Origin of the sequence: Ureibacillus yapensis (assembly GCF_003515775.1) — a bacterium.
GTDB classification, from domain to species: Bacteria; Bacillota; Bacilli; order Bacillales_A; family Planococcaceae; genus Ureibacillus; species Ureibacillus yapensis.
Genome location: NZ_QWEI01000002.1, coordinates 73,733 through 98,800, shown reverse-complemented (window position 1 = coordinate 98,800; position 25,068 = coordinate 73,733). Strand labels below are relative to the sequence as shown.

The window sequence follows — 25,068 nt, the reverse complement described above, 5'->3', positions numbered from 1 at the left end:
TATTATGTAAACTAATTGTTTTGGTATTTTTTCACGCCCACCGTTCTATTTTACTATTTATTTGCATAAATAATTGTGGGAGAGAATCTAAGATTTGGGGGAGAGTAAATGGAACAAGCAATTGAAAAAAGAATTGGAATCACCAGTTTGAGAAGCAAAGTGGCAACACCTGAAGAAGCGGCAGCTTTCATTCAAAATGGCGATATTGTAGGGATGAGTGGATTTACTCGGGCTGGGGATGCTAAAGTCGTACCATTGGCTCTTGCTGAACGAGCTAAAAATAACGATTTGAAAATTGATGTTTATACGGGTGCATCATTGGGGCCGGAAGTCGATCAAATCTTGGCGCAGGCAGGTGGCATACGGAAACGGGCTCCATATCAGGGTGACCCCGTAATTCGAAATCTGATTAACACCGGGGAAATTTTATATGTAGACGCTCATCTTTCCCATAACGCCGAACTTGTAAGACAGGGGATCATCGGTCCAATCGATTATGCCATTATCGAAGCAACGGCAATTACGGAAGATGGCTATTTGGTGCCGACTACTTCAGTCGGAAACTCGCCAATTTATGCGAAATATGCCAAGAATATTATTGTAGAACTGAACCTTGCCCATTCGGAATCATTTATTGGGGTACACGATATCTTTATCCCGGAAGACCAAGGAAATCGAAAACCATTGCCGATTTTGAATGCAGCAGATCGAATTGGTGATATTGGCATTAAAATCGATCCGGAAAAAGTAAAGGCTATCGTAATTTCAAACGAGCAGGATGCTCCTTCTTTAATCGTAGATCCCGATGAAGAGACGCAAGTGATGGCCAATTATTTACTGGATTTTCTTCGCAGTGAAATCAAAGCCGGTCGCCTGACAAACAAACTTGCTCCAATCCAATCCGGTGTTGGCTCTGTTGCAAATGCTGTCTTGGAAGGATTTAAAGATTCCGAATTCGAAGATTTGCTGATTTTCTCTGAAGTACTGCAAGATGCGGTATTTAACTTGATTGATGCCGGAAAAGTGTCGTTTGCTTCTTGTACTTCCATCACGATTTCGGAAGAATTGCAGAAAAAAGTGTACGGCAATCTTGAAAAGTATGCAGATAAAATCCTGCTTCGTCCACAGGAAATTTCAAATCATCCCGAAGTCATACGACGACTCGGATTAATCGCGATAAATGCAGCGCTGGAAGTTGATATATATGGAAATGTCAACTCTACACACGTTGGCGGTACCAAAATGATGAATGGAATCGGCGGATCGGGTGATTTTACACGCAACTCGCGTCTAAGTATTTTCGTTACAAAATCTTATGCCAAAGGCGGAAAATTATCTTCGATTGTTCCGATGGTGGCGCACCATGACCATACAGAGCATGACGTTCATGTGATTGTAACGGAACAGGGAGTTGCCGACTTGCGTGGATTGGCGCCGAAAGAACGTGTACCATTAATTATTGAAAATTGCGTACATCCTGAATTTAAGCAACAGCTTTGGGATTATTACAATGAAGCTGTCGAGTTAACTGGAAATGCCCATACGCCGCATAATCTTGAAAAAGCGCTTTCCTGGCATGTCAATGCAATGAAAACAGGCAGCATGAAAATATAAATCCCTCTATATGAACCCTTCACAAGACATTTCCTTGTGAAGGGTTTTTAAATTCTTATGAAATGATTTGCCATTTGCAAAGTATAAAAGCATGAAAGTAAAACAAACTAATTTTGTACTTTTAAAATGGGAGGATAGTTTATATGAAACAAAATCCAAAAAAAATCGCTGGGCGTCCAAAAAAATTCATGGGTAAAGAAGAAATGATTGAAAATATTAAAGACAATATGCGAGAAGCAGAAATAAGCATGGAATTTGCCGGAGAAGAAGAATTGGAGCACTTGCAAGAAAAAAACGAGCGACGTAAACACGAAATCCAAAGAATTAAAAATGAGCCATTAACATAATTTTGCAAGAGCTGTTGTGAAAGTTGACTTTCAAGACAGTTCTTTTTCATTATAGAGAATATAGTAATTGAATTTAAAAAATCTGATAAAATAGAATAAGAGAAAAATGTTATATAATCGAGAGAAAAATTTCAGGCGATTATGTATAAATGATTCAGATTATGGTAAAATTACTTGGCAGCATTCACCATAATTAGAGGGTTGTATAAATTTCGAATTGAATATAAGATAAACTTTCACAGTACTAATTTTTCGTTCTGAAAGAAGTTCAAAATTAGGAATAGAAGGTTTTATTGGAGGCTTATGATGAACTATAAAATTTTAAACAAACCAGTATTCGAACAGGCTCAAGTTCGTTCAGTTTCGGATGTGGAATTCACTGAAGAACAATTGCAGGATGGAATGAAACTAGCTGTTTCAAAAGCAGATCCTTTACTTGCCCTATACTTGGTTGATATGGAAGGACAAAAAAAGTTTGAAGTGCGCTGGGATGATTCTTCCGAGATTTTTAACGGATGGTATTCCGCTTGGGATAATTTCACATGGTGCTTGAGTGTGGTAGAGCCGCCGAAAGAAGAACGCACAATTGCAGCCGAACCACCGAAGGAAGAAAGCGCAAGTGCTGAAGAAGCGCCAAAAGAAGAACAAGAATAATAGAAGATTATCATACTCTCTCTTTTCAGGAAGGGGGAGCTTTTCTTTTTTAAGCAATAGAAATAGAGTTCGTCTTTTTGGTATTAGTTTGATAAGATAATTGGTAATATTAGTTACTTTAGGGGTGAGTTATTTTGATTAAATATCAAACAGATAATATGACGATTTTTCAAAGTGTATTATACAAAACAACATCCCTTGTTATACGGACAGAAGATTGTATTCTTATTGTGGACCCCAATCTGCTTCCGAATGAAGTGGCAGAAATTCGCCAGCATGTTGATCGATTTAGGGGAACGCAGCCCCTTTATTTAATTTTTACGCATTCCGATTGGGATCACATTGTGGGATATGGGGCATTTCAGGATGCAAAAGTCATTGCCAGCGAGGCATTTCATCTAAAAGAAGATAAAGAAAACCTTCTGGATTTAATCCATGAGTTTGATAATCAATACTATATCGATCGTGATTATCCCATTACTTTCCCTATCGTCGACATTGCTGTGAAAGAAGATGGCCAAGTTCTGGAGCTTGGGAATACAAAACTTACCTTTTATAAAGCGGAGGGCCATACAAACGATGGTATATTTACAATAGTCGAGCCATTGGGTATATGGATTGCAGGCGATTACTTCTCGGACGTTGAATTTCCTTTTGTCTATGATAGCAGCGAAAAATATGAAAAAACGCTATCAAAATCGGATCATATTTTTAACCATCATACAGTCAATTATCTGGTACCAGGACATGGAACGGCGACGAATCTTCGCGAGGAAATGATCTTCCGGAAAGTTCTATCCTACCGCTATATCCAGGAACTTCGAAATGCGATAAAAGATAATGTAGATCATCGATTTTTGATTCAGGGCTATAAATATAAAGCAGACCAAATAAAAAGCCATGAAGAAAATGCAGCATTGGTAAAGAAAGAACTGGAAATCGTAACAAAGCAGGAACTTGAAGGTCTCTGCTGAATAAGTAATCAATTTTATTGAAAAAAAGCACTCGGACAATTCATTTCCTCCAGTTAAAGTACCTCCCAGATATTCGCCGCATAAACTAGATGAGGCGATAAGAAGGGGGTGTTTTGCTAATTGGGAATTTATGTGAATAAAGAGCTCCCGGAAGTGTTTTGCAATATACAGAAAATTGAAGTGCCAAACCAAGCAGAATTTCGCTTGGATGAGTTGTCCGACCTACTCAAACAACAACTTCTGGACAATCGAAAACTCGCTAAGAGTATCATTCACTTGCAGCAAACTCAAAATGATTGGAATCTATACCAAACAGCCCATCTGAAGAGAGTGGACAAAAGAGTCGACGATTTGGCGGAATCACAACAATTTCAAGAAACTCTTACACATCAAATCATGAGCTTCCTTGAAAAAATTGAAGAACAGAACAGCATTATGCAACAGACCATTAACTATGATCAGCGATTCCAAAATGACATATATCAAAAAGTTATTGAAATTTCGCAAACAAACGATGAGGTGCAGGGACAATTAACGAGTATCAACCAGCAGGAGAGTGAAATAACCACAACTTTGACGGACTACTCCTCTAGTCTTGATGCTCTAACAAAAAGCGTCGAACAACTTGTTTCAACACTCGCTCATATTGAAACACAAACAATTGAACAAAATACCCTAAACCAACAAATTGCCGAAAAAATCAGCGGATTGGAAGAAACGCAAAAAGATGCTGATCATCGTGCGGATGTACAAGAAGGCATGATTGAAAAAGTGAGGCTTCAAGTGGACCATTTACGTTCCATCTTGTTTGAACGCTCCAACTTCTTGGAAGAAAAAATAGAGAAGGTTTTGCAAAGCTTAGCGGAATATTTCAATAAACTAAAACAATAAAAGGCAAGTTTACGATAAGGCAACCTTAAAAGGTTTGTATCAGAAAAGAAAATTTTCCACATTGATTGAATTAATTCCTTTTATTTGATACAGTATAAGAAATATGGAATCTATGATGTGACCAAGTAAATAAGAATTGTGAAACAGAAAATATAGCAGCAGCTGAGAGCTATATCACCGCTTCTTATTGAACCCTATCACGGAAGATGCAAGCAAAACTTGCCGAGTCGTTCTCGTTATGGAACGTTGGAGGGAAATAGACAAAAAAGAGAGCCGGTTTAACAGCAGGCTGCCAATCGTCAATTTCCGAACAAAGGTGGTACCACGTCATTATGCACAAGACGTCCTTTTACAGGGCGATTTGTGCTTTTTATTTGCCCATTTATTTGTTTGCAAATCGAAAAGGGATACCTGGTTTTGCAGTTATTAAAGTAGGGTTCATCGAAATGTATTTAGGTTTTAGGAGGAAACAAAATGTCACAACAAACGAATGATTTTTCAAAATGGTATATTGATACTATTCAAAAGGCCGATTTAATGGACTATACACCCGTTCGCGGTTGTATCGCATTCAAACCGGATGGCTTTGAAATCTGGGAACATATCCAGGGGGAAATGGATCGCCGTTTTAAAGAAACAGGGCACCGCAATGCTTATTTCCCAATGTTGATTCCCGAGTCATTTTTCCAAAAAGAAAAAGATCATATCGAGGGATTCTCGCCGGAACTTCCATGGGTAACGGAAGCTGCCGGAGAAAAATTGGAAGAACGCTTGGCACTGCGTCCTACTTCCGAAACAATGATTGGCCACCTATATTCTGATTGGATTAAAAGCTACCGCGATCTGCCGTTGTTAATCAACCAATGGGCAAACGTTTTCCGCTGGGAAAAGAAAACATTGCCATTCATCCGTACGTCGGAGTTTTTATGGCAAGAAGGTCATACGGCGCATGTTGATGAAGAAGATGCACGCAAAGAAACAATGCAAATGTTAAATATTTATAAAGAAGTAGTTGAAAACTTCTTGGCCATTCCGGTTTATGACGGTCAAAAAACACCATCTGAACGTTTCGCGGGTGCAGTTGATACGTATTCCATCGAAGCGATGATGAGGGACGGAAAAGCGGTACAAGCTGGAACCTCCCATTATTTAGGAACGAAATTCGCGGAAGCTTTCGATATTAAATATTTAAACAAAGAAAACAAACACGTTCATGTTCATACAACTTCATGGGGGACTTCAACTCGCTTGATCGGTTCGGTCATCATGGTACACGGGGATGAACAAGGCCTTGTGCTGCCGCCAACAATTGCGCCAACCCAAGTTGTCTTGATTCCTGTGGGGCCATGGAAAAAGAACCCTGCAATCATTGAGAAATTAGATGAAATCTTTGCTTCCTTAAAATCAAAAGGCATCCGTGTTCGTCTGGATGATTCAGACCAATCGCCTGGATTTAAATTCAATGAATGGGAATTAAAAGGGGTTCCTGTACGCATCGAACTTGGACCGCGTGATTTGGAAAACAATCAAGTGCTTTTAAAAGCGCGTGATGAAGAAAATAAACAAACTGTGGAACTGGAAGCTGTTGTCGAAACTATCGAAAACGAGCTGAAAGTGATGCAAAAACGTTTATTTGATAAGGCAAAAGCATTCCGTGATGAGAATTCCCATAGCCATATTGATACGTTGGAGCAATTGCACCAACACTTGGCGGATTCCGAGAAAAACGGAACAATTCCTGGCTGGGTATTAGCTGGCTGGTGCGGTGATGATGCTTGTGAGACGAATGTAAAAGAAGAAACGAAATTTACAACGCGCAACATTCCATTCAATCCTCCAACAACTAAACATACATGCATCAACTGCGGAAAAGAAGCAAAGCATACTGTTTGGTTTGGCCGCGCATATTAAGATCGAGAAGTATACAGGGCTGTGTTAAAAGCTTGCTTTTAATGCAGTCTTTTTTATTTATTTGAAAAACGAAAAAAATCCACCTTTGAGGGTGGATTTTATGGTATACAATCAATCTTTTAGCAAAGTGTGTAAATTAATGAGAGTAGAAAGGATTCTAATTTTTCAGGTGTCATAACCATCATCTCCTAGTATTTCTATACCCAAAAGAAGCGGTATAAAAACACAAGATGCTGAATTATGAGTAAGTATTGCATCGATGAGGTTCTAATTGGTCCAACTCCGCTTGCGCACGCTCAACTTGGATGGTGGCATGTTCGATATGAAATTCATCTTGCAATAATTTCAGTGCATCCTTCAATACCCGGTCATGTTCGTTTCGCACAATCACTAAATGGCAGCTTAGCGCAGTAAATTCTGACGTAACACTCCATACATGAAAATCATGCAGTCCAATCACCCCTTGAATATCAAGGAGCGCTTCACGAATCTTCTTAACTTCCGTATTCATGGGGATACCTTCCATTAAAATATGAAAGGACATCGTAGTGATTTCAAAACCGCTTTTTAGAATAATGATGGAAATAAGAAAACTCGCTATCGGATCTGCCATCGTCCATCCAAACCACATAATCAAAATAGAAGCAATTATCGCTCCTACTGATCCGAGCAAATCGCCCATAACATGCATAAATGCGGCTCTAACATTCAGATTTTCGCTTGTGTCGGCACGCGTTAAAAGGAAAGCGACAATGAGGTTGATCATTGCGCCGACCACTGCCACGGCCAGCATTCCAACACTTGAAACCTCTTCTGGCTGTGCGAATCGCTGCAGCGCTTCATAAATAATAAGAAGGGCAATCCCGATCAGCAGCAGGCCATTGAACAGCGCGGCTAAAATCTCCAAACGACGATAGCCAAACGTCATTTTACTGTTGATGGCTTTTTCGCCCAATTTAAATGCCAGTAGGCCAATTCCCAAAGAAAGCGCATCACTGAGCATATGGCCGGCATCCGATAGCAATGTTAAACTATTCGTAAATAATCCACCCAGGAATACAACGACGACAAAGGCAGAAATAATGCAAAAGCTTGCAAAGAGCGCTTTTTTGTTTTTGGCGTGATGATGGTGATGGGAATGAGAATGCGAATGTGCCATAAGAGACCTCCATCAAATTTGGCAAAGAGGGAAGCGAAAGGGAGAATTTACGATAAGTTGTCCACTCTTAAACCTAATCTCGTTTTTATAAAATGTATTCGCATGGCAAACTCTATATGACAAGAGATTTGAGATCAGTCGTTTGTGAGCGGCGATATATGATGATTACTCTCTTGAAAACTGCTATTCGTTGAGTGGGATGGTATCTCATTATTCTTATTCTGAAGTAACGGTAATCTATGATAAAGTTCGCCAGAGTAATTTTAAAATTTCGGTGATATAAATTAAATTGAAAAGAAAGAGAGCAGAGCGGTAAATGCCTGTTGTAGTGGTGTGTGTGTTCTAACGGGAACATAGAACCGTTGTAAATGTACTTTGGAGGGGGAATTTTGTTTGAAAGGGGATATAGAAGCGCTCTTAAAGACCGTATGAGAAGAGTCTGTATTCAAAAGGGAACATAGCGGCACATTCATGCCCATTGATGAAAATCCTTCATTTAAAAAGAAAAAAGATAATCCCCATAACCGCTTTTTCAGTGTCTATGGAGATTATCATTCTACTTAAAAGATTATGAATGTTTATTTTGGAATTCAACCATAAAATCAGCTAGTGCTTGGCATGTCTCGAACGGCACGGCATTATATGCTGACGCGCGGCAGCCGCCAACAGAACGGTGGCCATTTAATCCGATAAAGCCGGCTTCTTTTGCTTCTGCCAAGAACTGTTTTTCAAGCTCTTCATCCGTAACTCTGAAAGTAATATTCATTAATGAACGAGATTCAAGAGTGGCGTGGCCTTTGTAGAATCCGTTGCTTTGATCGATTACATCATAGATGACTTTTGCTTTTTCGTCGTTGTTCTTTTCAATCGCTTTTAAGCCGCCTTGCGCTTCAACCCATTTTAATACTTCACCCAACATGTAAATGCCGAATGTTGGCGGTGTATTGTATAAAGAATTATTATCCGCATGCGTTGTATATTTCAATATTGTAGGGATTGTTGTATTTGCTTTTTCAAGCAAATCTTTTCGGATGATAACAACCGTTACACCGGATGGTCCCAGATTCTTTTGTGCACCTGCATAGATGATCCCGAATTTGCTTACATCCACCTCTTTCGATAAAATATCGCTGGACATATCCGCTATCAACGGAACTTCACCTGTTTCCGGGAATTCTTTCCATTGCGTACCGTAAATGGTGTTGTTTGATGTAATATGAACATAAGCATCGTTTTCATCAAATTGAATTTCATTTAAAGTTGGGATGTTTCGGTATTTGTTTTCTTTCGTGCTTGCTGCTTCAACAGCCTGTCCAAATAGCTTCGCTTCCTTAAATGCTTTTTCGGACCAGGAACCCGTCATAACATAGCTTGCTTTTTTCCCTTCGCTTAAGAAGTTCATTGGCACCATTGTAAATTGCAAACTTGCGCCGCCTTGTAAAAATAGCACTTCGTAATTGTCCGGAATAGCGTATAAAGTTTTTAAACGAGAGAGGGCTTCATTATGTACTGTTTCATAGTCTTTGCTGCGATGACTCATTTCCATAATGGACATACCAGTGTTATTGTAATCCACCAGTTCTTCCTGTGCTTTTTGCAAAACTTCCAGCGGCAATGCGGATGGACCTGCATTAAAATTGTAGGCACGTTTTGTAGTTTGTTTCAAATTAAACACTCCTTGGAAAATATCATTCAATCTATTTGACTATTATATACTGTTTCAATCGTGAATGGATTCGATTTTTTGAAAAATGTAGAATTTTTCGATATTACTGTTTTTCTTGTGCTTTAAAAAGAAAAATTGGAAAAAATATTGAAGAGGTAGGAGGAAAAAACATGGATATAGTTGCGGCTTTTATTTTTTATGTCATTCCGGCTTTATTTATTATTTGGTTTATGGTGAACATGGTTTCCGCACAAAGAGAAAGAAATGCACTTTTGAAAGAACTGATCGCGAAAATCGAAAAAACTGGGGAAGAGTAAACAGTGCTTTTACCTAAAAGTCGACAATTTGCCTAATTGCTGGTCCTCCGAGCGCATTTAATACAAGTATGAAATCTATTATAAAGATAGCGCTGGACATAATAGATTTTCTCAATTCTGAAATAAAACATATGGCAATTCAATAAGGAGGAGCGCATATGGATCAATCAAGCAGTTTTGAAGGTGTTGGCGGCAGCTATAGCGGAAACGGTTCCAATGGTTTTGCATTATTGGTCGTTCTATTCATTTTATTAATCATTGTTGGTTCTCAATATTTCAACAATAATAAAGGCTATTACTAAAACGAAACAAAACATTGCATGTAAGGGGATCTGGTTGAAGGATCCTCTTTTTACTGTGCATATAGAGGTTGTTCGACTTAAAAAATTTCTGTAATTATGCTTTTGTCCCTGTTTTCATGCCCCAGTTATCATAAATTGTATTATCTTAACCAAAGGGGGAAAAAGATATGTATTGCAGCGGCGGCTATTCAAAAAACAGCAACGAGTTTGTTTTAATCGTTGTATTATTCATTCTATTGATTATTGTTGGTGCTTACTACTTTAACTACTAAACAAACGCCATTGAAAAAAGGGTTTTAAAGCGTTTTATGCTTTAAAACCTTTTTTTTGCTTCAAGAATGGACGAGTTGTCTTCAAATCATTGCCTTTGCTCCTTGAATTTGAAATTATATACATTACAATGAAAAGAGCAATTACCAAATTCACAAAGAAGGGAGTTTTTGAATGAATCACGATACGGAAGAACGTATTGCCAAGTTGGAAAAAGAAGTACTTTCTTTGCGAATGGAACTGAATGAATTAAAAGGAATAAAAACAGACCAAGCAAAAGAAAGCTCGAAAGATGATGTTGAACCAAATAATCCGCGGCCGATACTGCAAACGGAAGAAACGGAAAACCATTTGGTGAATTTAAATAAGAAAGCATTATCTTCCCAAAAGAAGAATCCAATAGTTGCCCCAATTTCATCAAGTACTGCACAGGTGCAAAATGAAAAAAAGCATCGCAGCTTAGAAGAAATGATCCTTTGGTTATTGCCAAAGGTGTTTATGTTGATTCTTGTATTAGGAGTGCTTTGGGGGCTTAAGGTGATTAGCGATATTGGTGTATTAACCAATAGCGTGAAAATCCTTTTAGCATATATATTATCCTTGGGTTTAATCGCAGTTGCCGTATTCATGGATCGGAGAAAACCGGAATCATCCCGAATTTTTACCGTTGTTTTATATGGCGGGGCTTTTATTGTAGGAATTTTAACAACAGCCGCCGGTGCCATTCTCTATGATGTATTGAATCTTTCAATTGCACTTATTTTGGCATTTTGTTATATCGCCTATGGAATGCTTATTTGTTATGTAAAGAAAAACCAGGTTTTATCAATCTTTGTCGTATTCACCTCATTACTGCTGCCTTATCTATTGGAGTATATGGATTTCAACGGAGCGGTGATTGTGTTTTATGTGCTGATCGTGTTCTGTTCAATGCAATTGATTTTCCTTAAGCATCATCAATCAATTGCGATGTATTGCTCTTATTTTTTCTCCACGATTGCTTTATTCGTCATCTGGAATTTGAATCGAGACGGCGAATGGCTCTATTTGCTTAGCTTTATACTATTAAATACTGTGCTATTGGCGGTCTGGTGGCGTTTATACAAACCATTCAGCAAAAGAAGAACGATTCATGAAGGCCTTCTTTTTAGTTTAAGTTTAGTAACAATTATCATGATCAATCAAGTGGCGGACGCTGCTTCCATTCCGCTTCTGGCAATGACCTTTATTTATGCTGCTGCGGCTGCCTTGGCTTATAAACAAAGCAGTTCTAGAATCCTGGATATTATGGCTACACTCTCCTTGCTTACTGTGATGAACATAGTGGTGGCATTGGAACTTGGCGATAGTTTAGAGCAATTGCTGCTTCCGTTTACTGCGTTTTTAGGCTTGCTGCTCTCGCTAAAATTGAATGCCTATTTGATGAAAGTAATTTATAGCCTAATTTTTGGATTTAATATACTGATTCATCTGCTTTCATATAATGTAGAGCCTTTTTGGAGTGCGGCACATCTAAACTATGTGTTGATTTTCGTTTATTTACTCATCCTTTTTATCCAATTGAAACGATTCTATCCAAAAACCCATCAAGAGAAAGAAGATGTCATGATCTCCTTTGCAAATGATTTCTTCCCAATTGTTATTACGGTCTATTTCTTTATTTACATCGCTAAAATTGATTTAGCTTATCTATCTAATAATCACTATCCATACATTACATTGCTGCTTTTAGCCATTGCCATGACAGGCTCTTTGTTTATTGCTGAAAGATTTATAGGAAGATTTTTAAGATGGATGTTGTTATTTGCTTTTGCCCTAGGCTATTTCTATTTGTTGCCAACACATTATGTCGAGGGATTAGATGTTTGGCTAAACCTATTTGTTCGCCTTCTCTATGTTTTGATCATAATTGCAATCATTGGGGATCTTTATATGAAAGGGTATATATATAAATCTTGGATTAGCAAAACAAAGATTGATATAGATGGAACCATGGCGGCAGGCATCTTTTTTGCGATGGTTTTGGGATACTCGATTCTTGAACAATTTAAATATGACTATATGAGCTATTCATTGGCGGTTATTACATTAAAGACGCTGCTGCTGTTCATGACGGCCACCATTTCACTTTGGATCAGTTCAACTGGGCAATACCGGAACGTTAGAATACTAGGGTTTATACTCATTCCGATTGCGATGATGAAGCTTATCTTCTTTGATCTGGATTCGTTGGATTTAGTTGTGCGTGCAATTTTATTTATGGTGATTGGGGGTATTGGCTTGTTTTTATCGAACCGATTGCTATCGAGAAAAGCAGAAGATAAAGAATGATGCCAAAATGCGTACAATTTAGATTTTTTCTTATATAATTTAACTATTAATAGATGAGAAGGGGTTACTGCAATGGATTTAGGTTTAAAAGGAAAAGTAGCAGTTATAACGGGTGCCAGCAAGGGGATTGGTTTATATACGGCACTTCAACTTGTAGAAGAAGGAGCGAAAGTTGCCATCATTGCGCGTTCTGAAGAAGGATTGCAGGATGCAAAATCTTTTATACGCGAAAAAACGGGGGAGGAAGTCTTAACTGTTTCAGCCGATGTTTCCAAAGAAGAAGAGTGTAAGAGACTAATCGATGAAGTCGCGGCACATTTCGGCAAAATCAATATACTAGTAAACAATGCGGGAAGTTCATCTGCCAATCCATTTCAAGATGTGGATGGTGCGCTTTGGCAATCCGATTTGGACTTGAAGTTATTCGGCGCCATTAATTGTTCAAAATACGCGCTTCCATATTTAAAAGAGCAAAATGGAGGAGCCATCGTAAATCTTACCGCGGTTCTGGCAAAAACGCCTCCTGCCTCAAGTTTGCCGACGACTGTTAGCAGAGCTGCCGGTCTGGCATTGACAAAGGCAATGAGCAGGGACTTGGGACAATTTAATATTCGGGTCAATGCAGTTTGCATCGGCTTAATCCGCAGTGCGCAAATAGAGGAAAGATGGCAAAAAGCAATGCCTGATGCCTCGTGGGAAGACTATTCCAAAGAAATCGGTAAAACGATTCCTCTTGGCCGAATTGGAAACACGGAAGAAGCGGCGAATGTAATCACTTTTTTAGTATCTGACGCTGCTTCTTATGTAACCGGCACGGCAGTCAACATTGATGGCGGTTCCGGGGAGGCCCTTTAACTTCATTCAGCCTTGGATTTATCCAAGGCTGAATGAAAGCCTCCGGCGGATGCCACAGATTTTCGACGGAAGTTTATCGAGCAAGCTCGATAAAATCTGGGCACAAATACGCCAAGGCGAATTTGATTTTTATTCCTTAAAAATCCTGTTAGGAATAACAGGATTTTTTTATATGAGGTTCCTTGAAAAACGAAACTTTTGTCCTTCTAGATTCGTAAGAGATATATAAATAATTTTTTATATACAAATGATAATTCTATCCAAGATAATCTTACATGCAGTAATTTTTAATAGATGGAACGGAGGAACACCCTATGGCAGAAATGAAAAACCCATTATTTGATGATTTGGATTCAAAAATGCACGAAGGAAATCATCTAACAGAAACGCCACCACAGCCGCTTGTATCCAGAGAAGAACTTTCACAAATAAAGAAGCGCCAGCTTGCGTTAAAGGAAGATCCGCAAGTACAAGCTCTTGCTGAAAAAATCGATATTAAAAACCAAATTGCCGTGTTGGAATTCGGCAAAGAAACGGCTACGGCAATATCAAAATTCTCCGATAAAATGCTGGGCTCCATAAAATCAAGCAAGCTCGAAAAATCAAGTGAACTAATTCAAAATCTAAACAAGATTATGGACCGTTTTGATCCACAGGATTTCAAAGAAGAGAAAAAGGGCGGACTGATCAAGCGATTGTTCAGTAAAGGAAAAGAACAGCTGGAAAGACTCCTTTCTAAATATGATACGATGAATAAAGAAATCGATGGTATCTATCATGAAATTCAAAAATACGAGCTTGAAATGAAACGAAACACAATCGAACTTGAGCAAATGTATGACCAAAACTTGAATTATTTCCAAAGCCTGAGCGAGCATGTTGCCGCAATTGAAGTGAAACTTGAACAACTGCAACCGCTCATCCCATCTTTGGAACAAAGAGCAAATGAAGGCGACCAGGAAGCCATCATGGAACTGGAATCGTTAAAAAGAACGATGGAATTGTTGGAACAGCGCCGTTATGACCTGGAAATGGCCCAGCAGGTTTCATTCCAGGCAGCACCGCAAATTCGCATGATTCAACAAGGAAACAATCATTTAATCGGAAAAATCAATTCCGCGTTCGTAACGACTATTCCAATATTTAAGCAAGGTCTAATCCATGCGGTAACACTTCAACGCCAAAAACTTGTGGCCGATTCCATGAATGAGCTGGATAAGCGAACAAATGAAATGCTGATCCGCAATGCAGAAAACATTCGCCAAAACAGCGTCAATATTGCCAAAACAGCGGGATCACCAAGTATTAAAATCGAAACAATCGAAACAACTTGGCAAACCATCATGACGGGAATTGAAGAAACAAAACAAATTCAGGCAGAAACGGTCCGCAACCGTGAAGAAGGAAGAAAGCGCATCGAACAACTGCAACTCCAATACGAAAAACTGAAACGTATGTAAAGAAAAGTGGACACCGACAGCCCACTCCAGCAAAAAAGCCTGCCCCTCAACTGAATTGAAGGGCAGGCTTTATTATAGGCGAATCGTTTTAATTAGTAATATCCTCTTCTTCTTCTTCGAACTGGGAAACAGCTTGGGTTTGGATTCTCCGGTGTACCACAGTTTTCTTCTGACTCAAAGACTTCGTTTACTACTGATTGTGTTTGCGGGAAATAATGCTGATTATGAATCATGTGCTTGTTAACCGTTGTTGTGTGAACCGGGTGATAATGTGGAACAACCGTGTTGAAAATATTCGTTTTGACAACTTCTTGAGTAGGTGATACCTGAGCTGGTGCAACTTGTGTCGGAAATACATTTGGTGGACAGCAAATCGGTCTTGGACAATGGCCCATGCCCATGTGATGACGGCGTTGACGCATATTCTTTTCCCCCCTCCTATATAGAAATAGTTATGCACTATTAATTTATTCAACAACTAGAAATTGAACTAGATAAATACCTATAACCCATCTTCTACCCAAGATTTAAACTAAATTTTCTATATCTCCTATTATATAGTTGATTATTCCCACTAACTTACTTATAATTAAATGTATAGTGATTTTGTAGGGATTAAAATCGACAAAAAGGATCGTGAGTAGGATGAATAATATGTTAGACGCCGCTAAAAGGTATTTAGAACAAGCAAATCAACAAATTCCTTTGCATAAGATGACTCCAATGGAAGTTAGAGAGATGCGCTCGAAGGCTCCCAAAATAAAATTAGAGAAATCTGTCCCGCTAAGCAAAGTGCAGGATAAATATATTTTAGTGCGAGATGGGGAACAGATTCCAATCCGCATTTATACGCCACAAGGGAATGGGCCGTTTCCCATTATTCTATACTTTCATGGTGGAGGGTGGGTATTGAATGATATCGAGACATGCCATGCAAGCTGCCAACTTATTGCTTCACTTTCCGATGCGATTGTAATCTCGGTTGGATATCGCTTGGCACCGCAGCATAAATTTCCGACTCCATTATATGATGCTTACGATGCCTTCTTGTGGACGGTAAAAAATAGTTCGATAATAAATGGCAAACAAGATCAAATTACCGTAATGGGAGATAGCGCAGGGGGGAATCTAGCAACGGTTGTTGCGTTGTTAAATAAAGAACTCAACGGGCCGACAATTGCTGCGCAAGTATTATTGTATCCTGTAACGGATTTATCTTTTTCTACAGATTCCTATGAAGAATTTTCGGTCGGCTTTGGCCTGGAGAAAAAAGATATGCAATGGTTTGCTCACTACTATTTAAATAACATGAAAGAACAAGTTCATCCTCTCGCTGCTCCTCTTCAGGCGGAAGATTTAAGTAATCTCCCGAATGCTTGCATTATTGTTGCCGAAAACGATGTGTTAAGGGATGAAGGAATTGCCTATGCTAAAAGGCTGCAGCAATTCGGTAATATAGTAGAGCTTCATACGGCAAAAGGATTAATTCATAGCTATTTCACGAAAAATGAATATTTCGGCAGGGAAATAGAAGATACCGTTTATATGATACGAGATTTTTTAAAACATCAATTATAAACTCAATAGTTCCATGATCAGAGGGCAGTTTTATGATAATAACCATAAAACTGGCTTTTTTTTATGATGTATACGAGGAAGTAACCATCTTTTAATTACTCTTTTCCTATAAATATATAAAAGAAGGAAACTTTCTGGAAATTTACCCGTATAACAGTAAATGGAGATTTTGGCAGGGCAAATTTTGATGCCTTTCGTCTTTGGACAAGCGTTGAAGAATATAAATGATTTGTTGGCTAGCTGAACTCTCGGTTATTAATTCAAAGTTTTAACGATTTGGAAGGAGCTGCAAAATGACTTTAGCATTGGAGCACGTTGTGAAAAAATATAAAGATTTCACAGCTGTAAACGATCTTAATTTTATTATCGGAAAGGGCGAAATCTTTGGTTTAATCGGCCAAAATGGTGCCGGTAAAACAACAACTTTCCGTATGATTCTGGACTTGCAGGATCAAACATCCGGCAAGATTACTTGGGATGGAATCCCCATAAAAAAAGTCAACCGTGATTGGCTGGGTTATTTGCCGGAAGAGCGCGGAATTTTCCCTCAAATGAAAGTGGAAGAACAATTAATTTTCTTTGGTGAATTAAGGGGGATGCAGCGCGGTGAACTAAAGAAAGAAATTGATTTTTGGATTACTTTTTTTGATTTAGAAGAAAAACGCCACCAGAAAGCCGAAACATTATCAAAAGGAAATCAACAAAAAGTGCAATTGATTGCGAGCTTTATCCACAAACCAAAATTTTTGATTTTGGATGAACCCTTCAGCGGGCTTGATCCGGTAAATCGAGATCTTCTAAAAGAAGCCATTTTATTACTAAAAGAGAGAGGCGTAACCATTTTATTTTCGAGTCACCAGATGGATAATGTGGAAGAGCTATGCGATCACCTTTGTTTGCTTAAACGTGGTATTTCCCTATTTTCGGGTAGTTTGCTAGATTTAAAGAAACAATACGGCAAAACAAAATTAACGTTAAGAACCTCGTTCCCTTTAAGTGAATTGAAAAAAATGGCGGGCGTAAAAGAAGTGAAAATAGACCGTGATGAATATTTAGTGACATTAACGGATGAATCCTTTGCTGAAACTATTTTTGATGTTGTTTCCAATGGTCAGTATATTGAGAAATTCAGTTTGGACTATTTATCGCTGGATGAAATTTTCAAAGATAAAGTAGGTGGCAATGTTGAATAAACTATGGATTTTAATCAAGCGGTTATACAAGCAGAAAATTAGGGCCAAGTCATTTATTTTAATGACCCTTTTCTATATGGCCATTATTTCTGTCATACTGTTTTGGTCTGATATAAAGGCTATCTTTGTTAATGACGAAGCACTGGAAGTTGCACTCGTCAATGAAACATCGGTAGAATTGGAACCAATCTTTGTTTCGAATGAAGAAATTACTTTCCGTTTCCCTTCCGAACCGGAAGAAGAGCTGCATGAACAATTAAAGCAAGACGAATATGACGCAGTGGTTGTCGTTTCGGAAGAAGAGGAAACATTAAAAGCGGATATCGCAACTTATGTTCCCTTAAAATTGGTTGATCAATCGACCATTTCATCTTTCATACAATACGCAGGCAAGATTTACGGAATTCAACACTTAAATTTAACGGCAGCCGAAGCTGACCGGATTCTGAACTCTGAACCAATCATCACAAATACCAATCTGAATGAAGGACTGGCAGATGGGAAAAGCGAGGAGCAAAAACAATCCGGTATGTGGGTTTCCTATTTTGTAGGGATTGTCATCTACTTCTTTATTATGGCCTTCCTATCAATGATTACAACGGACGTCGCATCGGAAAAAGGATCGAGGGCATTGGAAATGTTATTGGTCAGCGTAAAGCCAAGTACCCATTTTCAATCTAAGATCATCGGCATCACATTGCTGGCTTTTACTCAATTTGCAATTATCTTCGGGTTTGTTTTGGTTTTGCTCCGTTTTTCGAATCAAGGGGATAAATGGGATAAGGTCGTGTCAATTGTAGAGGAACTTTCCTATTCGTATGTGTTTTATGCCATCGCCTTTTTATTTTTAACGATTATTTTGTACTTGATCATCGGAGCACTATTTGGCTCGCTTGTGTCGAAAGTGGAGGAAGCCTCCCAAGTGATGACGCCTGCCATCATGGTTACGTTAGTAGGCTTTTATGTGATGATTTCTGGTGTTGCCAATCCGGATACATTGCTCATTAAGATCTTCTCCTATATTCCTTTAACTTCGGGTATGGTAATGCCAATGAGAATCGGAGCTACCGACATTTCGTCGATCGAATCAATACTTTCATTGATGCTACTGCTTGCAACGGTGATTGTCAGCTACCTATTAAGCTTATCGTTTTATAAGCGCAGTGTATTAACGTATAGTTCCGGCGGTATTATTCAAAAAATTAAAACCGTCTTAAAGGTAACAACCTAATTAATTGAAAGAAGGAGCATTCTTGAACGTTTGATACTCAGGAATGCTCTTTTAAATTTGGCGGAAAGTTTCGCTGTAATTTTTACCTAGTGCATTTCCGGAAACTAAACCTTTTGGCTGAATTCATTCGAACTTTGAACTATTCAAGGTAATGAGCTTTCCGTAAAGTGGGATTTTTGCTAAAATAGGTGGGTCTTGAGAGAACTGAAATTTCCGAAAAAGGAAAAAAGCGCCTCGGAAAAGAAAAGAAGGTGAATGAATGGCAGTCTTTGTTAAGTTAAAGTGGTTTTTTGCAGAAAGGAAACGTCAGTATATTTTGGGACTCACGATGCTCGCTTTCGTAGCCATGCTAAATTTGATTCCGCCAAAAGTGATTGGCTATGTGATCGATGAAATAAGCAAAGGGGACTTAACGCGCCTTTCGCTTGCCAAGTGGGTCGGCATTATTGTAATCGTGGCCATTTCCACTTATATTTTGCGTTTCTACTGGCGGCAAATGATTTTTGGTTCTTCCAATTATTTAGCGAAAGTTCTAAGAGAAAAGTTATTCCGTCACTTTACTAAAATGAGTCCATCTTTTTACCAGCGAAATCGAGTAGGCGATTTAATGGCCCATGCAACAAATGATGTTTCGGCAGTTCAACAAACGGCAGGAATCGGTGTGCTGACTTTATTTGATAGCATCACAACGGGCGGATTTGTGATTTTGGCAATGGCCTTTACAATTGATTGGCGCTTAACCATCATTGCTTTAATCCCCATGCCGATCATGGCGATTCTGACAAATTATTATGGCAAGCTTCTTCACATGCGCTTTCGGGAAGCACAGGCAGCTTTTTCTGACTTAAATGATAAAACGCAAGAAAGCATTTCAGGCATAAAGGTTATTAAAACGTTTGGGCATGAACGGGAAGATATAGCTGATTTTAGGCGGCTATCCAAGGTTGCGGTGGAAAAAAACCTGAAAGTGGCAAAAATAGATTCATTGTTTGACCCGACCATCAGTTTCGTCATTGTCTTGAGTTTTATGCTGAGCTTGGGGTTTGGCGCGAAATTTATCTATGAGGGCGCCATGTCGATCGGCGATTTGATTGCGTTTAATACTTACTTAGGCTTACTTGTTTGGCCAATGCTCGCTTTTGGAATGCTTTTTAACATCATGCAGCGCGGGGCGGCTTCCTACGAACGAATTGAGGAGCTGTTAGCCGTTCCAGTCGAAATTGATGATAAAGAAAGTGCGCTTGATGTGAAGCCCCGTGGAGATATCCAATTTGAAGTTGAAGAGTTCAAATTTCCGGGAGAACAATCCAGCGCACTGCACAATGTACATTTTACGTTGAAAAAAGGGGAAACATTGGGGATCGTTGGGAAAACGGGTTCCGGAAAAACAGCCATCTTGAAGCTATTGCTGCGCGAGTTTGAAGGGTATACGGGTGAAATTACATTCGGCGGCATTGCAATCGATGATTATAAAAAAATAAAACTAAGAGAATCGATTGGGTATGTCCCGCAAGACCACTTTTTATTCTCGGCGACCGTCTTTGAAAATATCGCTTTTAACAATCCGACAGAAAAAAAGGAAATCGTGGAACAAGCGGCAAAAATCGCTCATATCCATGAGGATATTTTGCGATTTTCCGATGGATATAAGACGCTTGTGGGCGAACGGGGCGTTTCTTTGTCTGGCGGGCAGAAACAGCGTATTTCAATTGCGCGGGCCATCTTGCTAGAACCGGAACTTTTGATACTCGATGATTCATTATCGGCGGTGGATGCAAAAACCGAGGAAGAGATTCTGAAGTCCCTGAAGGAAAGCAGGAAAGAGGCAACAACAATCATCACCTCCCATCGTTTAAGTGCCATTGAACATGCAAACCAGATCATCGTCATGCATGAAGGAACCATTGTTGAAAAAGGCACGCATAAGGAGTTGCTGGCATTGCAGGGCCGTTATTCCGAAATGTACCGGCTGCAGCAGCTCGAACGCCTGGTGGAGAAGGGAGGAGAAGCAAATGAATGACCAACCGACTTTTTCCAATAAAGAACAAAGAATCATCCTTTTTCGGCTTTTATCTTATTTGAAACCATATAAAAAGTCGGTCCTCGCTGCATTAATGCTGCTTGTGTTAACCGTAATTGCGGATGTACTGGGCCCTTATTTGATCAAAATTTTCCTGGATGAGCATGTTGCAAAAAGGAATTTTGAACTGCAGCCGATCATCTTTTTGGCTATTGCTTATTTTGTCATTCAAATGGTAAATGTAGCATTGACGTATTTGCAGCTTTTCAAATTCCAGCAAGTTGCTTTGATGGTGATTCAGCAATTGCGGATGGATGTTTTTTCGAAAATCCATCAATTGGGCATGCGCTATTTTGATGACACGCCAGCCGGCTCCATTGTTTCAAGGGCCACCAATGACACTGAAGCAATCAAGGATTTATTTGTGTCTGTCTTAAGTTCCTTTGTCCAGGCGGCCTTTTTAATTGCGGGTACCTATATTGCCATGTTTTTGCTGAATCCGGTGCTGGCTTTTTATGCCCTTGTGCTGCTTCCGCTTATCTTCCTGGTTATTTACCTTTACCGGAAGTTTAGTTCGGTTGTCTATTTAACAATGCGCGAAAAACTAAGTCAATTGAATTCAAAGTTGGCAGAAAGTCTTTCCGGCATGAGCATCGTGCAAAGTTTTCGCCAGGAACAGCGCTTTAATGATGAGTTTGATGAAATCAACCAGCAACACTATCGAGCAATGATGAATAATATAAAATTGAATAGTCTCCTATTGCGGCCCATCATCGATATCATATACTTTGCTGCAGTTGTCATGTTATTAACGTACTTTGGCATCAGTTCTTTTGATCGTGCCATTGAAATAGGGGTTGTTTATGCGTTTATAACATATATCAACCGTTTCTTTGAACCGATTAACACAGTTATGGAACATATGGCATTTTTCCAACAAGCCATCGTGGCGGCGTCCCGCGTATTTAATTTGCTGGATGAAACTGAATTGGAACCAAGCCAAAAAGAAAATGAATTTGAACTGACAAAAGGATTCATCGAGTTTAAAAACGTTACTTTCAGTTATGATGGAAAGACGGATGTTTTAAAAAATATTTCTTTTGTGGTCAATCCAGGGGAAACTGTCGCGTTGGTCGGTCATACCGGCAGCGGTAAAAGCTCGATCATCAACTTGCTGATGCGATTTTATGAATTTGGGCAAGGAGACATTTTAATAGACGGCGTTTCCATAAAAGACTACAAAAAGAAAGAGCTAAGAAATAAAATAGGCTTGGTTTTACAAGATCCGTTTCTTTTTTACGGAACCATTGAGAGCAATATTCGGCTATTCGATAAAACTTTGACTTCCCGGGATGTAGAATCGGCTGCACAGTTTGTTCAGGCAAACCATTTCATTGAGCAATTGCCGAATCAATATCAACAAATGGTCACGGAGCGCGGCTCCACTTTTTCAAGTGGGCAGCGTCAACTGATTGCTTTTGCCCGTACTATTGCCACAAACCCTAAAATTCTAGTATTGGATGAGGCTACCGCTTCCATTGATACTGAAACAGAAGTGGCCATTCAATCCTCTTTGGAAAGAATGAGAAAAGGTCGAACAACGATTGCCATTGCGCACCGACTCTCGACCATTCAAGATGCGGAACAAATATTGGTTTTGCATCAAGGAGAAATTGTAGAAAGAGGCACTCATCAGCAACTGCTGAAAGAACAAGGGTTATATCATAAAATGTATTTATTGCAAAATGGATTGGTTGAATAGTTTATTTAGTCATTCGTTTTCAGGGGCGGCTTTTGCTGAACCCCTTTTTTTATTGAAATTCTATAAAAATGCTCGGTATTTACTTCAATAATTTAGAGGACTATAATTGGTACATTAATAAAAAGAAGGTGTCACAATGAATTTTGATCAAAAAGGCATTCTCTATGCTGTTGCAGCTTATGGGATATGGGGTGTCTTTCCGCTTTATTGGAAACTATTGATTCATGTGGATAGTTTGGAAGTTTTGGTTTCCCGTGTTATATGGTCCTTTGTTTTTACGGTTCTATTTTTGATTCTCATCAAACAAAGACAGCTGTTGATGGAGGACTTAAAGTCATTATGGAAAAATAAAAAACTATTTGTTTCACTTTTAGGCGCCTCTTTCGTCATTTCATGCAACTGGTTTTTCTATATTTATGCCGTGAACAATAATCATGTGGTGGATGCAAGTTTAGGCTATTATATCAATCCTTTGATTACGGTTGTATTCGGTATGATTTTCTTCAAAGAGAAGCTTTCGAAAATGCAGATTCTAGCAGTAGTTGTGGCATTTATAGGGGTTGCATTTTTAACTTTTGGCTACGGTCAGGTGCCATGGCTGGCTCTGCTGATTGCTTTTAGTTTTGCGATTTATAGTGCGTTGAAAAAACAAATAACATTAAACGCGACACGTGGTTTGGCCATTGAAACGTTATTCATGCTGCCAATCGGGATAGGTTACTATATTTATATTATGTTAACTAATAAAGCTTCTTTTTTACATGTTGACTGGATGACGGATATTTTGTTGATGCTGGGTGGAATTGTTACGGCAATCCCGTTGGTTTTCTTTGCAAAAGGGGCAAAATTACTTCCGCAATATGTTATTGGCTTTATCCAATATATGACCCCGACCACCGTTCTTATTTTGGGAATCTTGCTTTACGGTGAACCATTTACGAAAATGGACTTTATTTCATTCAGCTTTATTTGGCTGGCGATTATTATTTTTACATTATCAACCATTGTGGAATCAAAAAAACGCTTGCATTATCGCGAGCAAATGGTCAATGATTTATAAAACAAACCGTAAGAGGAGTAAATCTTGGATTTATTCCTCTTTTTGTTGAGCGGGATGTGGTATGATTTAACAATATAGTTTTTTGATTTAAGAGTTTCGCCATAAAGTTTTCACAATCCAGTTTACAGCTTTTTTTCTAAAATTTTGGTACGATGTAGACATTAATTGTAAGGAGAGAACACATGAACACAGATGTTAATGTCTATTTAGCATTCGGTGCCGGCTTTTTAAGTTTTATCTCACCCTGTACATTGCCTCTTTATCCAGCCTTTCTTTCGTATATAACAGGGATGAGCTATGATGAACTTAAAAATGAAAAAGGAATGCTTCAAAAGCGCGCAATTTTACATACATTATTCTTTTTGATCGGCTTTTCAATTATTTTTATTGCCATTGGTTTTAGTGCATCGATTGCCCAGGAGTTTTTCTTGAATTACCAGGATTTACTGCGTCAAATTGGTGCAATCTTGATCGTGGTTTTCGGTTTAATGATTGTTGGGCTGCTGCAAATTGATTTTCTAATGAAAGATCATAAATTTCAGTTTAAAAACAGACCAACAGGCTATTTTGGCTCGGCATTGATTGGTCTTGCTTTTGCTGCAGGCTGGACACCATGTACTGGGCCGATATTGGCTTCTATTATTCTTCTTGCAGGTACAAATCCTGAATCAGGCATGTGGTATATGCTGGCTTATTACTTTGGGTTTGCCATTCCATTCTTCATATTATCTTTCTTTATCTCGAAATTAGGATGGATACGCAAGCACAGTCAAAAAATCGTTAAAATTGGCGGATATATCATGATAGCGGTGGGTATTCTATTATTCTTTGATGGCCTGGAATTGATTATCCGTATTTTATCTCCGTTTTTCGGTGGCTTTACTGGCTTCTAATCTAGTAAAATTACAGTTAAAAGAAGATGACAAATTGCAATAAGTTTTAAAAAAGGGGAACAAAGAATGCCAAAAGTATTAATTGTGGACGATGCACTTTTTATGAGGGTTGCAGTTGGTAATATGTTTAAAGAGTGGGGTTTTGAAGTCGTGGGGGAAGCTTCCAATGGAAAGGAAGCGGTTGAGTTATATAAAAAACATCAACCTGATTTGGTCACGATGGATATTACAATGCCGGTGATGTCCGGTCTGGATGCCGTAAAAGAAATTATCCCCGAGTTCCCGGATGCCAACATTATCATGATGACGGCGCTTGGACAACAGAGAATTATAGTGGAAGCGATCGAAGCTGGTGCCAAGGACTTTATCACAAAACCCTTTGAAAAGAATCAATTGAAAATGGTTGTTGACAATATTTTGGGTATAGACGAGCATTGAATAGATGGAACAAGAATCCTGCCAAAGTGTGATGCTTGGCAGGATTTTGCAGTAGATTAAGTTTAAAACATTGGCACTTTATCTTAGAAAGCATTTTCCATGCAGTTTTTGTGGAAAAAATAGAGCAAATAGGTTATCATCA

23 protein-coding genes are annotated in these 25,068 nt (G+C 38.8%); 20 read left to right on the top strand and 3 right to left on the bottom strand.

From position 1 onward, the window contains the following. Window positions 1-108: 108 nt before the first annotated feature. The 6 genes from D1B33_RS05195 to proS all read left to right on the top strand — a co-directional run bounded on the left by D1B33_RS05195 (window position 109) and on the right by proS (window position 6,391). Window positions 109-1,614, top strand: coding sequence for an acetyl-CoA hydrolase/transferase family protein (locus D1B33_RS05195; RefSeq protein WP_118875319.1), 1,506 nt, complete (start codon window positions 109-111; stop codon window positions 1,612-1,614). 143 nt (window positions 1,615-1,757) lie between these two features. Beyond that, a complete protein-coding gene (locus D1B33_RS05190) occupies window positions 1,758-1,961 on the top strand; it encodes a small acid-soluble spore protein Tlp (protein WP_118875318.1) in 204 nt (67 codons plus the stop codon). Window positions 1,962-2,267: 306 nt separating this feature from the next. Further along, on the top strand, window positions 2,268-2,615 hold the full coding sequence (locus D1B33_RS05185; RefSeq protein WP_233549394.1) for a hypothetical protein: 348 nt from the start codon (window positions 2,268-2,270) through the stop codon (window positions 2,613-2,615). A 134-nt stretch (window positions 2,616-2,749) separates the two neighbouring features. Next, on the top strand, window positions 2,750-3,589 hold the full coding sequence (locus D1B33_RS05180; RefSeq protein WP_118875317.1) for an MBL fold metallo-hydrolase: 840 nt from the start codon (window positions 2,750-2,752) through the stop codon (window positions 3,587-3,589). A gap of 120 nt (window positions 3,590-3,709) precedes the next feature. Continuing rightward, window positions 3,710-4,480, top strand: coding sequence for a hypothetical protein (locus tag D1B33_RS05175; RefSeq protein ID WP_118875316.1), 771 nt, complete (start codon window positions 3,710-3,712; stop codon window positions 4,478-4,480). Between the two features lie 474 nt (window positions 4,481-4,954). Further along, window positions 4,955-6,391 (top strand): proline--tRNA ligase, encoded by a 1,437-nt coding sequence (gene proS / locus D1B33_RS05170; protein WP_118875315.1) that lies wholly within the window; start codon window positions 4,955-4,957, stop codon window positions 6,389-6,391. Between the two features lie 238 nt (window positions 6,392-6,629). On the opposite strand, the gene D1B33_RS05165 is transcribed toward proS, so the two are convergent. Together D1B33_RS05165 and serC are read right to left on the bottom strand one after the other, a co-directional pair. Beyond that, entirely contained in the window at window positions 6,630-7,550 is a 921-nt protein-coding gene (locus tag D1B33_RS05165; protein WP_118875314.1) for a cation diffusion facilitator family transporter, read from the bottom strand. 568 nt (window positions 7,551-8,118) lie between these two features. Beyond that, window positions 8,119-9,216 carry a 3-phosphoserine/phosphohydroxythreonine transaminase gene (gene serC, locus D1B33_RS05160; protein ID WP_118875313.1) on the bottom strand — a complete coding sequence of 366 codons (1,098 nt, stop codon included), beginning with the start codon at window positions 9,214-9,216 and terminating at the stop codon, window positions 8,119-8,121. A 170-nt stretch (window positions 9,217-9,386) separates the two neighbouring features. Here serC and D1B33_RS18560 point away from each other — a divergent pair, with 170 nt between their 5' ends. The 6 genes from D1B33_RS18560 to D1B33_RS05135 all read left to right on the top strand — a co-directional run bounded on the left by D1B33_RS18560 (window position 9,387) and on the right by D1B33_RS05135 (window position 14,751). Next, on the top strand, window positions 9,387-9,533 hold the full coding sequence (locus tag D1B33_RS18560; RefSeq protein WP_199677357.1) for a hypothetical protein: 147 nt from the start codon (window positions 9,387-9,389) through the stop codon (window positions 9,531-9,533). A gap of 158 nt (window positions 9,534-9,691) precedes the next feature. Further along, complete coding sequence (locus D1B33_RS05155; protein WP_118875312.1) at window positions 9,692-9,835, top strand: YjcZ family sporulation protein; 144 nt, start codon at window positions 9,692-9,694, stop codon at window positions 9,833-9,835. Between the two features lie 167 nt (window positions 9,836-10,002). Beyond that, the gene (locus D1B33_RS05150; RefSeq protein ID WP_118875311.1) at window positions 10,003-10,107 is read left to right on the top strand and encodes a YjcZ family sporulation protein; all 105 of its coding nucleotides are present in this window, start codon (window positions 10,003-10,005) and stop codon (window positions 10,105-10,107) included. A gap of 172 nt (window positions 10,108-10,279) precedes the next feature. Then, window positions 10,280-12,436, top strand: coding sequence for a DUF2339 domain-containing protein (locus D1B33_RS05145; RefSeq protein WP_118875310.1), 2,157 nt, complete (start codon window positions 10,280-10,282; stop codon window positions 12,434-12,436). Window positions 12,437-12,508: 72 nt separating this feature from the next. Continuing rightward, on the top strand, window positions 12,509-13,291 hold the full coding sequence (locus D1B33_RS05140; protein ID WP_118875309.1) for an SDR family NAD(P)-dependent oxidoreductase: 783 nt from the start codon (window positions 12,509-12,511) through the stop codon (window positions 13,289-13,291). A 359-nt stretch (window positions 13,292-13,650) separates the two neighbouring features. After that, window positions 13,651-14,751, top strand: coding sequence for a toxic anion resistance protein (locus D1B33_RS05135; RefSeq protein WP_233549413.1), 1,101 nt, complete (start codon window positions 13,651-13,653; stop codon window positions 14,749-14,751). A gap of 92 nt (window positions 14,752-14,843) precedes the next feature. Here the strand turns inward: D1B33_RS05135 and D1B33_RS05130 are convergent, their stop codons facing one another. Then, window positions 14,844-15,173: a CotD family spore coat protein gene (locus D1B33_RS05130; RefSeq protein WP_118875307.1), complete on the bottom strand. Its 330-nt coding sequence runs from the start codon at window positions 15,171-15,173 to the stop codon at window positions 14,844-14,846. Between the two features lie 223 nt (window positions 15,174-15,396). Here D1B33_RS05130 and D1B33_RS05125 point away from each other — a divergent pair, with 223 nt between their 5' ends. The 8 genes from D1B33_RS05125 to D1B33_RS05090 all read left to right on the top strand — a co-directional run bounded on the left by D1B33_RS05125 (window position 15,397) and on the right by D1B33_RS05090 (window position 24,926). Beyond that, entirely contained in the window at window positions 15,397-16,329 is a 933-nt protein-coding gene (locus D1B33_RS05125; protein ID WP_118875306.1) for an alpha/beta hydrolase, read from the top strand. 293 nt (window positions 16,330-16,622) lie between these two features. Beyond that, window positions 16,623-17,522: an ABC transporter ATP-binding protein gene (locus D1B33_RS05120; RefSeq protein WP_118875305.1), complete on the top strand. Its 900-nt coding sequence runs from the start codon at window positions 16,623-16,625 to the stop codon at window positions 17,520-17,522. Beyond that, window positions 17,512-18,753 carry an ABC transporter permease gene (locus D1B33_RS05115; protein ID WP_199677356.1) on the top strand — a complete coding sequence of 414 codons (1,242 nt, stop codon included), beginning with the start codon at window positions 17,512-17,514 and terminating at the stop codon, window positions 18,751-18,753. Before D1B33_RS05120 ends, D1B33_RS05115 begins: the two co-directional genes overlap by 11 nt. A gap of 259 nt (window positions 18,754-19,012) precedes the next feature. Beyond that, entirely contained in the window at window positions 19,013-20,773 is a 1,761-nt protein-coding gene (locus tag D1B33_RS05110; protein WP_118875303.1) for an ABC transporter transmembrane domain-containing protein, read from the top strand. Then, on the top strand, window positions 20,766-22,535 hold the full coding sequence (locus D1B33_RS05105) for an ABC transporter ATP-binding protein (RefSeq protein WP_118875302.1): 1,770 nt from the start codon (window positions 20,766-20,768) through the stop codon (window positions 22,533-22,535). Before D1B33_RS05110 ends, D1B33_RS05105 begins: the two co-directional genes overlap by 8 nt. Before the next feature lie 136 nt (window positions 22,536-22,671). Next, window positions 22,672-23,595, top strand: a complete 924-nt coding sequence (rarD, locus tag D1B33_RS05100; protein WP_118875301.1) for an EamA family transporter RarD — start codon at window positions 22,672-22,674, stop codon at window positions 23,593-23,595. A gap of 182 nt (window positions 23,596-23,777) precedes the next feature. Beyond that, window positions 23,778-24,488, top strand: coding sequence for a cytochrome c biogenesis CcdA family protein (locus D1B33_RS05095; protein WP_118875300.1), 711 nt, complete (start codon window positions 23,778-23,780; stop codon window positions 24,486-24,488). A gap of 66 nt (window positions 24,489-24,554) precedes the next feature. Continuing rightward, complete coding sequence (locus D1B33_RS05090; protein WP_118875299.1) at window positions 24,555-24,926, top strand: response regulator; 372 nt, start codon at window positions 24,555-24,557, stop codon at window positions 24,924-24,926. The last annotated feature ends 142 nt before the right edge of the window (window positions 24,927-25,068 follow it).